General features: G+C 66.8%; 14 protein-coding genes, 1 tRNA gene and 1 pseudogene. 12 read left to right on the top strand and 4 right to left on the bottom strand.

Annotated features, from left to right (window positions below; translation table 11 throughout):
• The first annotated feature begins 90 nt into the window (after window positions 1-90).
• Complete coding sequence (locus VIM54_RS02150) at window positions 91-1,056, top strand: FAD:protein FMN transferase (protein WP_331898762.1); 966 nt, start codon at window positions 91-93, stop codon at window positions 1,054-1,056.
• Window positions 1,053-2,567: a 2Fe-2S iron-sulfur cluster-binding protein gene (locus VIM54_RS02145; protein WP_331898760.1), complete on the top strand. Its 1,515-nt coding sequence runs from the start codon at window positions 1,053-1,055 to the stop codon at window positions 2,565-2,567. The genes VIM54_RS02150 and VIM54_RS02145 overlap by 4 nt, the downstream gene beginning before the upstream one ends.
• A 207-nt stretch (window positions 2,568-2,774) precedes the next feature.
• On the opposite strand, the gene VIM54_RS02140 is transcribed toward VIM54_RS02145, so the two are convergent.
• Window positions 2,775-3,023: a DUF6458 family protein gene (locus tag VIM54_RS02140; protein WP_331898758.1), complete on the bottom strand. Its 249-nt coding sequence runs from the start codon at window positions 3,021-3,023 to the stop codon at window positions 2,775-2,777.
• Between the two features lie 173 nt (window positions 3,024-3,196).
• On the opposite strand from VIM54_RS02140, the gene VIM54_RS02135 reads away from it, so the two are divergent.
• The 6 genes from VIM54_RS02135 (at window position 3,197) to gltX (ending at window position 9,224) form a co-directional block, all read left to right on the top strand.
• Window positions 3,197-4,243, top strand: a complete 1,047-nt coding sequence (locus VIM54_RS02135; RefSeq protein WP_331898757.1) for a 3-isopropylmalate dehydrogenase — start codon at window positions 3,197-3,199, stop codon at window positions 4,241-4,243.
• A 54-nt stretch (window positions 4,244-4,297) separates the two neighbouring features.
• Window positions 4,298-5,407 carry a branched-chain amino acid aminotransferase gene (locus tag VIM54_RS02130; protein WP_331898756.1) on the top strand — a complete coding sequence of 370 codons (1,110 nt, stop codon included), beginning with the start codon at window positions 4,298-4,300 and terminating at the stop codon, window positions 5,405-5,407.
• A gap of 9 nt (window positions 5,408-5,416) precedes the next feature.
• Window positions 5,417-6,193 (top strand): fumarylacetoacetate hydrolase family protein, encoded by a 777-nt coding sequence (locus VIM54_RS02125; protein ID WP_331898755.1) that lies wholly within the window; start codon window positions 5,417-5,419, stop codon window positions 6,191-6,193.
• Window positions 6,194-6,439: 246 nt separating this feature from the next.
• Window positions 6,440-7,456 (top strand): YeiH family protein, encoded by a 1,017-nt coding sequence (locus VIM54_RS02120; protein ID WP_331898754.1) that lies wholly within the window; start codon window positions 6,440-6,442, stop codon window positions 7,454-7,456.
• A 30-nt stretch (window positions 7,457-7,486) separates the two neighbouring features.
• Window positions 7,487-7,645 (top strand): hypothetical protein, encoded by a 159-nt coding sequence (locus VIM54_RS02115; protein ID WP_331898753.1) that lies wholly within the window; start codon window positions 7,487-7,489, stop codon window positions 7,643-7,645.
• 94 nt (window positions 7,646-7,739) lie between these two features.
• Entirely contained in the window at window positions 7,740-9,224 is a 1,485-nt protein-coding gene (gene gltX / locus VIM54_RS02110) for a glutamate--tRNA ligase (RefSeq protein WP_331898752.1), read from the top strand.
• A 50-nt stretch (window positions 9,225-9,274) separates the two neighbouring features.
• On the opposite strand, the gene VIM54_RS02105 is transcribed toward gltX, so the two are convergent.
• Complete coding sequence (locus VIM54_RS02105) at window positions 9,275-10,192, bottom strand: cytochrome c oxidase assembly protein (protein WP_331898751.1); 918 nt, start codon at window positions 10,190-10,192, stop codon at window positions 9,275-9,277.
• Between the two features lie 95 nt (window positions 10,193-10,287).
• Here VIM54_RS02105 and VIM54_RS02100 point away from each other — a divergent pair.
• The 4 genes and pseudogenes from VIM54_RS02100 (at window position 10,288) to VIM54_RS02085 (ending at window position 13,093) form a co-directional block, all read left to right on the top strand.
• A tRNA-Gln gene (locus VIM54_RS02100) sits at window positions 10,288-10,359 on the top strand.
• Between the two features lie 91 nt (window positions 10,360-10,450).
• A pseudogene (locus tag VIM54_RS02095) lies at window positions 10,451-10,762 on the top strand (hypothetical protein); the annotation flags it as partial.
• Between the two features lie 149 nt (window positions 10,763-10,911).
• Window positions 10,912-11,334 (top strand): enoyl-CoA hydratase/isomerase family protein, encoded by a 423-nt coding sequence (locus tag VIM54_RS02090; protein WP_331898897.1) that lies wholly within the window; start codon window positions 10,912-10,914, stop codon window positions 11,332-11,334.
• Between the two features lie 334 nt (window positions 11,335-11,668).
• Complete coding sequence (locus VIM54_RS02085) at window positions 11,669-13,093, top strand: alpha/beta hydrolase domain-containing protein (protein ID WP_331898750.1); 1,425 nt, start codon at window positions 11,669-11,671, stop codon at window positions 13,091-13,093.
• Window positions 13,094-13,172: 79 nt separating this feature from the next.
• Here VIM54_RS02085 and VIM54_RS02080 read toward each other — a convergent pair whose 3' ends face one another.
• Together VIM54_RS02080 and VIM54_RS02075 are read right to left on the bottom strand one after the other, a co-directional pair.
• Entirely contained in the window at window positions 13,173-13,901 is a 729-nt protein-coding gene (locus VIM54_RS02080; protein ID WP_331898749.1) for an SDR family oxidoreductase, read from the bottom strand.
• Window positions 13,902-13,936: 35 nt separating this feature from the next.
• The coding region (locus tag VIM54_RS02075; protein ID WP_331898748.1) for an ATP-binding cassette domain-containing protein at window positions 13,937-14,353 on the bottom strand (417 nt) is incomplete at its 5' end.

The raw sequence follows: 14,353 nt of genomic DNA, 5'->3' as shown, positions 1-14,353 counted from the left end.
CACCCGCTCCCAAGCCGGTGGCACCTCCGGCTCCCGCGCCCGCCCGGGCACCCGTGCACGGGTCAACGGGTGGTTCGGGAGGCTGATCGCGTGGCAGCACGATCCATCTCGGGCGACGCCGTCCGAGCGGTGTTCGAACTCACCGGCAGCCAGCCGATGTCGGCGTCTCGCCGCGACGCGCACATGGGCGGCCACAGCACCATCACACTCGTCGGCGGTTCGCCCCGGCTGCTCGATGCCTGCTTCGAGTTGGCCCACCGCTGCGAGCGGCTCTGGAGCCGCTTCATCCTCTCGAGCGATATCACCCGGTTGAACTGGGCGGAGGGGGCGACCATCGCCGTCGACCCGCTCACCGTGCGGCTGGCCACGGCGATGCTCTCCGGTTTCGCCCGCACCACCGGTGACTTCGACCCCACGCTCCTGCCCGACCTGCTGGCCGCCGGCTACACGAGGTCCGTCGTCGATCCGTCGAGGGAGACGACCCTGCCGCTCTCGGCGAAGGCTCCGGGCGAAATCGCCGGAATGGTCATCGAGGACAACGCCATCACCCTGCCCCGCGGAACCACCCTCGACCCCGGCGGCATCGGCAAGGGGCTGGCCGCCGACGTCGTGTGCGAGTTCGCGCTCGCGGAGGGAGCCTGGGGCGTGATGGCCGAAATGGGCGGGGACGTGGTTGTGGCCGGGGACTCCCCGGAGGCCCAGGGCTGGCGGATCGGGGTCGAAGACCCCTTCCAGGACGAGCAGTACGCGGCGATCGTGCGGCTGGGAACGGGAGCCATCGCCACGTCGAGCCAGCTCAAGCGCCGATGGGCAGCCGGCCAGACCGAGGCTCACCACCTCATCGATTCCCGTAGCCGACGAAGCGCCGTCACCGACGTGCAGACCGTCTCGGTGATCGCCGCCCAGGGCTGGTACGCGGAAGTCCTCACCAAACCGGCGTTCGTGCGCACCCCGCAGGACTACCTCGACTGGCTGCCCTCCGTCGGAGCGGCCGGGAGCCTCATCGACGCATCCGGCGCCATGCTCGAATCAGCAAACTGGCGAGACTACACGTGAACTCTCCCCACATCTGGTGGTACATCACTCGGGCCAGCGCGATCATCGCGTGGGCGCTCATGACGCTGTCTGTCGTGTGGGGGACCCTGCTGTCCACGCGGGTGCTGCGCAAGGTCGACAACCCGTCCTGGTTGCAGGATCTCCACCGCTACCTCGGCGGCACGGCGATGGTCATGGTCGTCGCCCACATGGTCACCCTCATGCTCGACGGCTGGCTGCACTTCTCGGCGGCCGCCGTGCTCGTGCCGTTCGCCACCGACTATCGGGCGCTTCCGGTGGCCATCGGCATCCTGGCCTTCTACCTGCTCATCGCCGTGCAGGGCTCCTCGTTGCTCATGCGCTGGCTGCCGCGCCGGTTCTGGAAAGGGGTGCACTACTCGAGCTACCTGGTGGTGGTTCTCGTGTCTTTTCATGCCGGCCTCACCGGCACCGACGTCGGGTCGCTCTGGTACCGCGCGGTGGCGGCCTCCATCATCGGTCTCTCGGTGATCGCCGTGCTCGTGCGCGTCGTCGCCGGCAACCGCGCCGCGGGCCGGGGCAGCGCGGTGGTGCGAGCGCAGTCCACCCCGCCGACCCCAGCCCGTCGTGGGCTCACCATGCGGGTGGCGGCGACGTTCCGAGTCTCGGACGAGGTGCTCGGGATTCGGCTGGTGCCGACCGCCGGAGAGATTCTGCCCGTCTGGCGGCCGGGCGCCCACATCACGGTCACCCTGCCGAACGGGTTGGAGCGGCAGTATTCGCTGTGTGGAGACCCGGCCGACCGGTCGCACTTCGACATCGCCGTGCTGCGAACACTGGACTCCCAGGGTGGGAGCAGTTGGATCCACGCCAATGCGCGGCCGGGAGTGCCGCTCGAGGTGACGGGACCGCTCAACCACTTCGAGCTCGAACCGGCCTTCTCCTACCTGTTCGTCGCCGGCGGGATCGGCATCACGCCCATCAAGTCGATGATCGAATCCCTGCCGGACCGCCGAGACTGGCACCTGCTCTACTTCGGTCGAAGCCGCCGGTCGATGGCCTTCGCCGACGAGCTGTCCGCGAGGTATCCCGGCCGCATCTGGGTGCACGCGAGTGACGAGAACGTGACGGGTCTCGACATCGAGCACCTCCTCTCGACGGTCGACGGCGACGTCTACTGCTGTGGCCCGGAGACGCTCATGGCGAGAGTCGCGTCGGCGGTGCCCCGAGAGCGGATGCACCTCGAGCGTTTCACGCCCATCGAACGCACAGCCATCGGCGCTCCGCAGTCTGTGCGGGTCACCTGCCGCAAGAGCAAGAAAGACTTCGCGGTGCCGTCCGGCCAGAGCATCCTCGATGCGCTCGAGGAGAACGGCATGCCCGTCATGGGATCGTGCCGAAAGGGCGTGTGCGGCACCTGTGAGGTGCGCGTGGTCGGCGGCCTTCCCGAGCACCTGGACTCGGTCGTCGACGACGAGGAGAAGGACCGTCTCGGCGTGATGTACCCGTGCGTCTCCCGCGCGACCACGCCGGAGCTCGTGCTCGACATCTGACGCTCGACATCTGACGGCGTCTGACGCTCGCCGTCTGACCCGCGCCGTCTGACCCGCGCCGTCTGGCGCTCGACATTTGAGGGCTGACCGACCGCGGCGCATTGCCGTCGGCGGGAACCGGGTAACCAGCCGAAAAAGGGTGACGCGCCCCACACTGAACCCGAATCAGGAGCGGGGCGCGCCGGTCTTAAGGTTACGCGACGCTACTCAGAGAACGTCGCCTTTTGTTTCGTGCTGCACCGCCTGGTCGCCACCGTCGGGGTTCACCGTGCGGGTGGTCGTGAGCGTCCGGCGCTTACGCAGCGTCAACACGAGCGAAATGATGAAGACGAGTACTCCCGCGCCCATCATCAGATACCCCACGAGGTGAAGATCAATCCAGGTGACCTGGATATTGAGCGCGAAGGCCAGAATCGCGCCGACGACGAAGAGTAAAATCCCTGAACCAATTCCCATGATGCAGCCCTTCCGTTCGGTTATGCGTAACTCCGGGCGAAGGTTCGCTTCAGAGCGCAGATATCGATCACCCTAATCTTACTCCGATGTCCCCAGTTCGGGGGCCAGAATCGCCGAGATCTACCTGCCAGTACGCTGGGATGAGCCTAGCCGTTGGAGACACAGGAGCCCGGATGACGCGCACCATTAACCTCGCCGTGATCGCCGGAGACGGCATCGGCCCCGAAGTCGTGGCCGAGGCGGTGAAAGTGCTCACGGCGGTGATCCCGAGCGACGTCACCGTCGACGTCACCGAGTACCCGTTCGGTGCGACCCATTTCCTTCGGACGGGCGAGATCCTGCCCGACGAGGGCCTCGCGGCCCTCACCAAGCACGACGTGATCCTGCTCGGCGCCGTCGGCGGCGATCCGAGGGATCCACGGTTGGCCGGCGGCCTCATCGAGCGCGGGCTGCTGCTCAGGCTGCGGTTCGCACTCGACCACTACGTGAACCTGCGCCCGTCGCGGCTGTTCCCTTCCGTCGTCTCGCCGCTCGCGAACCCCGGCGATGTCGACTTCATCGTGGTGCGGGAGGGCACGGAGGGGCCATACGTCGGCAATGGGGGAGCCATCCGCGTCGGCACCCCGCACGAGGTCGCCAACGAGGTCTCCGTCAACACGGCGTTCGGCGTGGAGCGGCTGGTCCGCTACGCGTTCGCCGCCGCCGCCGGGCGGGAGCGCAAGAAGCTCACCCTCGTGCACAAGACGAACGTGCTCACCAACGCGGGCGGCCTGTGGCAGCGCACCGTGGACCGGGTCGCGCCGGAGTTCCCCTCGGTGGCCGTCGACTACCTGCACATCGACGCGGCCACTATCTTCCTGGTCACCGATCCGAGTAGGTTTGACGTGATCGTCACGGACAACCTCTTTGGCGACATCCTCACCGATTTGGCCGCCGCGATCAGCGGGGGCATCGGGCTGGGCGCGTCGGGAAACATCAACCCCGACGGAACGTTCCCGAGCATGTTCGAGCCGGTCCACGGTTCGGCACCGGACATCGCAGGCAAGCAACTCGCCGACCCCACCGCGGCAATCCTGTCCGTGGCGCTCATGCTCGATCACCTCGGGCTGGCGGATGCCTCGGCCAGGGTCACGGCGGCGGTCACGGCCGATCTCGCCTCCCGGGGCGCGACTGGCCGCTCGACATCCCAGATCGGCGACGCGATCGCGGCCCTGGTTTAGCCCGCCCGCGAATACTGGCGCAGAATATCCTCTAGGACAATCGAAGGACCACCGATGATCACCAATCTCCTCGCACCACCGGCGTTCACGTTCAGCGTGATCAAGAACCCCGCGGCCAAGAGCGCGGCGGAGCGTGAAGCGATTCTTGCCAACCCCGGTTTCGGCAAGTATTTCACCGACCACATGGTCGACATCTGCTGGTCGGTGAAGGGCGGCTGGCACCGCCCGCGGGTGCAGCCGTATGGTCCGATCGCGCTCGATCCGGCCGCCGCGGTGCTGCACTACGCGCAGGAGATCTTCGAGGGACTCAAGGCCTACCGGCATGCGGACGGCTCCATCTGGACCTTCCGCCCCGAGGCGAACGCGCGCCGGATGCAGCGCTCGGCCAAGCGACTCGCCCTCCCCGAGCTGCCCACCGAATACTTCATCGAATCGCTGCGCCAGCTGATCGCCGTCGACGGCGATTGGGTGCCGTCCGCACCGGAGACGAGCCTGTACCTGCGGCCGTTCATGTTTGCCAAGGAGGCGTTCCTCGGCGTACGGCCGGCCGAGAAGGTCAACTACTACGTGATCGCGAGCCCAGCGGGCGCCTACTTCACCGGGGGTGTCGCGCCGGTGTCGATCTGGCTCTCCACGAACTACGCGCGTGCGGGCAAGGGCGGCACTGGAGCGGCCAAGACGGGCGGCAACTACGCGTCATCGCTCGTGGCCCAGGCCGAGGCCTACGATCACGGCTGCGCGCAGGTGCTCTTCCTCGATGCGGTGGAGGGCAAGTACCTCGAGGAGCTCGGCGGAATGAACATCGTGCTCGTGAAGAAGGACGGCACCCTCGTCACCCCGGAGTCCGACAGCATTCTCGAGGGGATCACCCGGGACTCCATCCTGCAACTCGCCGAGGACCGCGGCCACACGATCGAGCGCCGCAAGGTCACCCTCGACGAGTGGCGCGACGGCGTGGCATCCGGCGACGTCACCGAGGTGTTCGCGTGCGGCACGGCAGCGGTCGTCACCCCGATCGCCCTGCTCAAGGGCGAGGGGTTCGAGATCGGGTCCGCGGATGCCCCGGCCGGCGAGCTGACGATGTCGCTGCGCCAGGAGCTCACCGACATCCAATACGGGCGCGTGCCCGACCGCCACAACTGGCTGACCCGTTTGGACGTCTAGGCTGCCGTAGTGAAGATCGCACGATTCAGCGTCGCCGGCGGAGACCCCCGGTACGGAATTATCGACGGTGACGAGTATGTCGTGCTCACGGGCGATCCCCTGTTCCAGGGCTTCGACACCACGGGCGAGCGGGTGCCGGCGGACCGGGCGAAGTTGCTCGCGCCGGTGATCCCGCGCTCCAAGGTCGTCTGCATCGGGCTCAACTACGCGGCGCACCGTGACGAGCTGCGAGACGATGCGAAGGGTCCGGAGTCGCCGCTCATCTTCCTGAAGCCGAACACCGCCGTCATCGGCCCGGGAGACACCATCCAGATCCCGCCAGTCGAGGGCCGCATCGTGCACGAGGGCGAGCTCGCGATCGTGATCGGCAGCATCGCCAAGCGCGTGAAGGCGGCAGACTACGCCGACGTGATCTTCGGCTACACGATCGCGAACGACGTCTCGGCGCGCGACCAGATGTTCGCCGACGGGCAGTGGGCCCGGGCGAAGGGCTACGACACGTTCTGCCCGCTCGGGCCCGTGATCGAGACGGAACTCGACTGGAGCAACCTGGAGATCCAGACCTCTGTGGACGGCGAACCGCGGCGTCACGGCAACACGAAGGACATGATCCACAAGATCCCGGAGCTCATCGAGTACGTGTCGGACGTCTGGACGCTCCTGCCCGGCGACGTGATCCTCACCGGCACGCCCGCCGGCCTCGGCGGCTTCGTGGACGGCCAGACCGTGGACATCACGATCGAGGGCATCGGCACCCTGAGCAACCCGGCCAAGAACCGCGTCTGAGCGCGGCCCGCTCGCTCGCGCTACTTCCGCTCACCTCTCACCTCTCACCTCTCACCTCTCACCTCTCACCCGAATCACCCGAAAACGCAGGGGATTTGATGCCCCCACGTGCGACACGCCGCGAAACCGGCGTATTTTCGCGGTAACTCCTGCGTTTTCGGGAGGTCGTCCGCTTCGGGATGTCGCCCGAGCCAGCGTCGCCCGAGCCAGCGCTGGCGCTCGCCGGTCACGGCTAGGCTCGAACATGTGAGCCGCAGCGAATCCGCCCCGCGACGGCGCCCGGGATGGCCGGCCGGGCTCGCGCTCGCGGCGGTCGGCGCCGCGGCCGGCTACGGCATCCATGCGCTCGTCCCGGCGGTCCCCTGGCTCACGTCTTCGCTCGTGCTCGGCGTGATCGTCGGTTCAGTTCCCGTGTTCCGGCCGGCGCTCGGCGGGGCTCTCAGGCCGGGACTCGCGATCGCATCCCAAAGGCTCCTGCGCCTCGGAATCGTCGTGCTCGGACTCGGCCTCAGCCTCGGCGACATCGCCGCGCTCGGCTGGGTCGCCATCCTCTCGATCGTGGCGCTCGTCGTCGTGAGCTTCCTGCTGACGCTGCTCATCGGCCGGCTGTTCCGGCTCGAGGGCGACCAGCCCGTGCTGCTCGCCGCCGGCTTCTCCATCTGCGGTGTCTCCGCAGTCGGCGCGATGGCGGCGGCGCGCGGCTCCGACGAGAAGGACACCGCGACGCCGGTCACTCTCGTGACTCTCTATGGCACGCTCGCCATCGTCGCTCTGCCCTTTCTCGCCGCCCTCCTTCAGCTCGACACGCAGCAGTTCGGCCACTGGGTCGGCGCGAGCGTGCACGACGTCGGGCAGGTCGTCGCTACCGCGCAGACGGCCGGGGCCGCGGCCCTCGCCGTGGCGGTCGTCGTCAAACTCACGAGGGTGCTCATGCTCGCGCCGATGGTGGCCGTGACCTCGCTAATGACCCGGCGGCGCGCGTCCGGGGCGCACCGCTCGGTGCCGCTGCCGGCGGTGGTGCCCCTATTCATCGTGGGGTTCCTCGCCGCCGTGCTCATCCGGTCGTTCGTGCCCCTGCCGCCGGAAGTACTCGTCGCCGCGGGCATCGTGCAGTCTGCACTCCTCGCCTGCGCGCTCTTCGCGATCGGGGCGTCGCTGCGGCTCGAGGAGCTGGCACGATCCGGCGCGCGGGCCCTCGCGGCCGGCCTCGTGTCGTGGGGCGTCATCCTGGGCCTCGCCCTGGGGCTTGTCTACCTCTCCTGAGCGAATCGCCCCGCGCACATCGTGCCGCCCGTGGTCGGCGTTCTGCTCTTCGGCATCTTCGCCCTCGTGGGGGGATCTCGAAGCCTGTTCTGGCACACCCTCGTGCTCGGCTCTATCGCTGGTTCGGTTCTCGCGTCCCTCGTGATCGGAATCGTACTCAGTCGCCGCTGGTGGCGGCGTGCGCGCTGACCACCGCCTCCAAAGCGCGCGGAGCCGCCGGAAGCGAGCGGCACCGCCGCACGCCCGGATCCCACCCGACCGCCGCCGGTAGGATTGACGGGCCATGCCAACTATGTTCTCCACAGCCACCGGTCCCGACGTTCGCGTTCGATTCTGCCCATCGCCCACCGGCACTCCGCACGTCGGCCTCATCCGCACCGCCCTGTTCAACTGGGCGTATGCGCGCCACACCGGCGGGTCGCTGGTGTTCCGCATCGAGGACACGGATGTCGCCCGCGACAGCGAGGAGAGCTACCTGCAGCTGCTCGACGCGCTCCGCTGGCTCGGCATCGACTGGGACGAGGGGATCGGCGTCGGCGGCCCGCACGAGCCGTACCGCCAGTCGCAGCGTGCGGGCATCTACACCGAGGTGATCGAGACGCTGCGCGCGAGCGGGCACCTCTACGAGAGCTTCGCGACGGCCGAGGAGATCGAGGCCCGCAACATCGCGAACGGCCGCGACCCCAAGCAGGGCTACGACAACTTCGAGCGCGACCTCACCGACCAGGACCGGATCGCGTTGCGCGCCGCCGGCCGCGAGCCCGCGCTGCGCCTACGCGTGCCGGACACCGACCTCTCCTTCGACGACCTCGTCCGCGGCGAGATCACCTTCCCGGCCGGCTCCTTCGTGGACTTCGTGGTGGTGCGCCCCAACGGCGCTCCGCTCTACACGTTCGTCAACCCCGTCGACGACGCGCTCATGGGCATCACCCATGTGCTGCGTGGCGAGGACCTCCTCTCCTCCACCCCGCGCCAGATCGCGCTCTATCACGCGCTCATCGACATCGGGCTGGCCAGCGCCATCCCGCGCTTCGGCCACCTGCCGTACGTGACGGGGGACGGCAACAAGAAGCTCTCCAAGCGCGACCCAGAGTCGAACCTGTTCCACCACCGCGACCGTGGCTTCATTCCGGAGGGCCTGCTCAACTACCTGAGCCTGCTCGGCTGGTCGCTCACCCACGACCGCGACGTGTTCACGATGGAGGAGATGGTGGCCGCGTTCGACGTGGTCGACGTCAATCCCAACCCGGCCCGCTTCGACCTCAAGAAGGCCGAGTCGATCAACGGGGACCAGATCCGCCTGCTGCCGGTAGAGGACTTCACTCAGCGGCTGATCCCGTACCTCGGCGACTATCTCGCCGACCCGCCGACCGGCGAGCAGGAGGCGATCCTGCGCGAGGCGGCGCCCCTCGTGCAGGAGCGCATGCAGCTGCTCGGCGAGGCACCGGCGCTGCTCGGGTTCCTGTTCACCCCGGATGACGCCCTCGAGTACGACGCGGACGCCCTGCCAGGCGCCGGTGCCGACCTCATCCTCGACGCGGCGGTCGGCGCGCTCGAGCGGCTCAACGACTGGTCGCACGAGGAGATCGAGCGCGTGCTGCGCGCCGAGCTCATCGACGGTGCAGGCCTCAAGCCGCGCGTCGCCTTCGGGGTGTTGCGTACGGCCATCAGCGGCCGCCGCATCAGCCCGCCGCTCTTCGAGTCGATGGAGATCATCGGCAAGGAGTCGTCGATCGCGCGGATCGAGAGGCTCGCGGCACGCCTGTGACGCACGCCTGTGACGCACGGGTGCGACGTCGCTGTGGTCGGCGGACCGGCCTAACGGGGCCGGTTGCGCAGGTGTTCGCGCGTGAGCGCGGCCATCTCCTCGTCGCTCAGGTCATCGAGCGCCTTCGCCTCGTGGCGGTCCACTCGTGACCAGCGGATGAATAGCAGGATCAGCACGGGCACGTCCGCGATCTCGGCGATGAACCAGAGCAAGTCCCCGGACAGGTGCTGGTCGTGCAGCGCGTTGGGGAACCAGCCGGGTACGGCTCCGAGCACGGGGCCGACCTTGTCGAGCACCGCATCATTGAGGCGCAGCAGGATGCCGGGGACGGCATCCATCACCAGCTCCACGAACACGAGCAGAAACTCCACGGTGATGAAGAAGCTCGTGCGCTGGGTGGTGTGCTCCACGATGGGAAGCACCATGAGCAGCCCGACGAGAGGCGCGGCCAGGGTCAGGATCGCGCCGGCGGCCGGCGACTCGCGCAGGCTCCCCGCGAGCGGCGTCAGGAAGACGCAGAAGGCCGCGAAGGCGAAGACCGGCGCGAAGACGGCGTTGCCGGTGAGTCGCACCGGCCAGGAGGCGAGCACAGCATCCATCACGCGCAGCGGCGCTCCGCTCAGCACGAGCCGCGAGAGGGCCACAGGCGTGCCGAGGCTCAGCAGGCCGGGCACGGCAAAGAGCAGCAGCGCGATGCGCGTGCTGAAGGCCCAGCGCAGCTCGCCGCTGTGCACGCCGAGAAACCCGAACTGCACCACGGCAAACGATCCGAGGCCGAGCCCGAAGAACGCGAGCGTGCGGGAGACGGGCCAGCGGATGCCGCGGCGCGCGACGCGCCAGGCCCCAGTCGCGTAGAGCCCGCCGGCCGCGACGATCGCGACGATGGCCACCGGATCGGCGCGCCAGGTCGTGAGAAAGGTGATTAGGGGAGGCGTGGCTGGGCTCGATTCGTTCGTTACGGTGTTCAAATTCTGCCACCGTGCCGGCCACACGCCGGCCCATTTGGCCGACCATCCGAACGTAGGTTAGAGTGACTAGTCGGCTCGGCTTCGGCTTGGCCCGGTGGGGTATGGTGTAATTGGCAACACGGAAGATTCTGATTCTTTTGTTCTTGGTTCGAGTCCAGGTACCCCAGCAAGTGTTCCCCCGGAAATACGCGGCAACCTAGCCCATCTGGCCCTCGCCACTACCCACGTTTTACGGGTCGTGTGACCACAAACGTCACCATGAACTCGCTAAACCGCCCGTCTGTCGGCTTCTCGCGGCATCGTGTTACGGCTGATGCCGACTCGTACGGAGCACTACGGGTTCGACGGATCCACCTATTCGGTATGGATACTCTGCCGTCGCTCGCTCCCACATTCCTGACACAGCCGGAAGTCGCCGACCTACTGCGGGCGACCCGGTGGCGGTGCTCATTCCCAATTTGGTCGACTTTGCGCGTCTACTATGCGGTGCTGGCCCTCGGTGGAGTCGTGGTCCCCATCCACGCACTACTGAAGGCCGGCGAGATCGGGTTTGTGCTTGAAGACAGCGGCGCACGGCTTCTTATTTGTGCACATTCGATGTTGGGCGAAGGAGCGGAAGGTGCAGCGACCGCCGGGGTTGAAGTGATCACCGTTGGAAGCCCGGAGAGCAGCGGAGCAGCCCGGCGGCTGGAAACGGAGGCGGCGAGGGCGCACCCGATATTCACGTACGTTGCGCGACTACCGGACGAGTCGGAGCCCGGCAAACGCTGGCCGCCGTTCTCGAGGGCAAAGCGTTCACGCCGGCGGAAGCCCTCGCCCTGGGCGCGGTCGACGAGGTGGTGCCCCAGGACAAGGTGCTCGAGCGCGCTCTCGAGCGAGCGGAATTCCTGGGCCTGCGAGCAAAGAAGTCCCTCGGGGCCATTAAGCGATCCGTGTATTTCGGGGCCTCTCTGCCGCTCGCGCAGGGACTCCAGTTCGAGCACGCTGAGTTCCTCGTGAGGGATCAGGACAAAGAAGCTCAGAAGCGGATGCTCGGCTACATTGACGCAATCAAAGCCAGTGGCGACCTTCCCTTGTTGGACCCGAAGATCTATGCCCGATCGGTGCGCGAGGGTCGCATCGGGAACTACTCCAAGGTATAGACGCGTTCGATCCAACCCGCGATCACGAAACGACAGAAGGCCGCAGCCGATGCTGCGGCCTTCTGCGTTGTCGCTCGGGGATACGGTGGTGACCCCACAGAGGCGTGACAGTCTGGGCGCTCAGCGTCAAGTGCTCCGCCCGGAACGGCAACTAGATCATCTCGGTGCGGACTTACCCTGATCCCGTTACTCGCCTGCCAAGCACTCGCTTGCGGGCTCCGGTCGTCAACGACATACGGAAAGTAAGGGTATGAAAACAACAGATTCAGCCAGAACAGTAGGGGGTCGTCGCAAAGCAGCAGCGGCCCTTCTTACTGCGGCACTCATTGGGACAATGCTGTCCTCACTCACGGTAGAGTCTGCGGGAGCGGAGAGCGAAACTGCGTCCCACGTCGCTACCTCCCCCACATCCACCTCGCCAGCCGCGACGCTCACGGAGGTGCATGTCCCGGGGACAACCGCACTATCGGCCGCTGCAGTTGATCTCGCCAAGTATGGCTACATCGAACGCGAGTTCTATGCGGCGGGCACGGCGAACCGCTACCGTGGTGCCGTCGCGGGCTCCCAGCAAACGGCGACCATCATTGACGGAAACTGGGCGTACAGGACCCGAGTTCTCGTCAGGGCTCCGAAACCGGGCCACTTCAACGGCACGCTCCTGGTCGAGTGGACCAACGTCACGATCGGCGTCGATGCCGACTTCGTATTCGCTGAGGCCCACGAGGATCTGCTGCGTCAGGGGTATGCCTATGCGGTCGTGTCGGTGCAGAGGATCGGCGTCAACCGCCTCAAGTCGTGGAGCCCCGCTCGCTACGGAACCCTGTCCGTCGACGCGAGCAACGTCGATCCTCAGGGCGGTGGAAACATCGACGCCTGCGGGCCGACCGCCTGCGCAGGGGACCCGCTCTCGTGGGATGTCTACACGCAGGTCGCTGCGGCTCTCAAGGCCAACCACGGTTCGCAACCCCCCTTCCCCGGGCTCCGAATCCACGACGTCATTGCCACGGGCCAATCGCAGTCGGCGTTCCGACTCAGCACCTACTACAACACAATCCAACCCATCGCGAACTTCTTCGATGGATTTGTTCTGTGGGACCGCGCCGGCGCATTGCGGTCGGACCTGCCCGTGCCCGAGGTCAGCGTCAATTCGGAGGGTCTCTCTGGGCTTGCCCCGACGTTCCCGACAACCACGTACACCCGTGCGTGGGAGGTAGCAGGCTCGACGCACGGGTCGCTCTATGCGGCGCAGTACGTCGATGCGATGTTCAATCGGGACAAGGCGCTGATCGGTCCGAGTGGCGAACCCGAATCCTTCACTCAGTGGGTTGAGCCATCGTGCGCCGTGCTTCCCGCCTTCAGTACGGTTCCGAATGGCCTGGTGGTGAGTGCGGCTCTCGACTCCGTCAAGAAGTGGGTCGAATGGGGCAAGGCGGCACCGCCCACGATTCTCTTCACGCGGGACGCCAGCGGCACCATCCTTCGGGACTCGAACGGGAAGGTAGAAGGCGGAGTTCGTTTGTCACAGTTCGCTGCGCCGACGGCCGACGTTAGTGCGTTCAATGGCACCGCGTTCCCCTGCCTGGTCTCAGGCTCGCACCGCTATTACACCCCGACCGAACTGAAGCAGATCTATGGGACGAGCTTCAACTATGTGTCACAGGTCGGTGCATCAATGTTCACGGCGGCGAAGGGTGGATACATTCTGCCCTTCGATGCGGTGACCGCAGTGGCTGACGCAACGAGGGTGCGGATCGGCTAGTGCCGTGGGGGAGCGGGCTTTACTCGGCTTGCTCGCTCCCCCACTCTGTCGAGCCATGCCCTCACGAGAGCCTCGCGGGTCAGATCCCCGTGACGAGGTAGCCGCCGTCGACCGGGAGAACAGCGCCCGTGATGAATGAGGCGGCGTCCGAAGCCAGAAATGCCACAGCGGTGCCGACTTCTTCCGGGTCGCCGTATCGGCCGAGGGGAGTCCGGGAGAGAAGGCGATCGCCGATCGCCGGGTCCTCTTTGAGCGGCGTGAGCAGCGGCGTATCGATCCACCCGGGGGCGATGGAATTCACTCTGATGCCGTCCGCGGCGTAAACCTCGGCGAGCGATTTCGTCAGTTGCACCACGCCGCCCTTGGATGCGGAATACGCGGCGATACCACCACCGCCGAAGTAGGCATACATCGAGGCGATGGTGATGACGTTGCCACGGCTGCGGGCGAGCAGGGGATGCCCGAGCTGGATCGTGCGGTACACGGCAAGGAGCTGGATCGAGACCACTCGCTTGAACGGTTCCCACTCGAGCTCGCGCTCGCCCATGCTGATGCCGGCTGCCGGCACCAGAATGTCCAGCCGATGGAGCCCAGCAAACAGTGCGGTGAGAGCGTCGTCGTCAGTGACGTCGAGCTCCTGAACGTGGATGAGCGGACTGTCGAACAGCCCGGGATCTGCACCGAGGCCGACCGCGTATACCTCCGCACCCAGCCGGGCCAGTACTCGCGCCGTCGCCGCACCGAGCCCAGACGTTCCACCGGTTACCACGGCGATCTGCCCCGCGAAGAGGTCTGTTAGGAAAGTCATATCAATCACCATTCAGTGTTCGAACCTGCAGTCGACTAGCCCAGGTACGCAGTGCGCAGTAGCTCCTGGTCGGCCAGGAGCTCACTCGCCGAGCCCTGATAGGACACTCGCCCACTCGACACGACGAGGGCGTCCGTGGCTGCTTTGAGCGCCATGTGCGCGAATTGTTCGACCAGCAAGACGCCGACCCCGGACTCCGCGATGCCCTGCACAACCGGCACCAACCGGAGGAATACGACCGGGGCGAGGCCTAGCGACATCTCGTCGATCATGATGTAACGAGGCTTGGCCGCGAAGGTGCGGGCGAGCACGACCATCTGCTGCTCGCCTCCCGACAGGAGTGCGGTCGGCGAATCGACGCGCTTTTCAAGTTCGGGGAAGAGCGCCATCGCCTCGTCGAAATCAGTTGAGGAACGCGCGGTCAGCCGCAGGTTCTCCCGTACGGTGAGCGA

The organism is Lacisediminihabitans sp. (assembly GCF_036569425.1).
Taxonomy (GTDB): domain Bacteria; phylum Actinomycetota; class Actinomycetes; order Actinomycetales; family Microbacteriaceae; genus Lacisediminihabitans.
The sequence above is the reverse complement of the archived record's forward strand: the minus strand, read 5'-3'. Positions and strand labels throughout refer to the sequence as shown.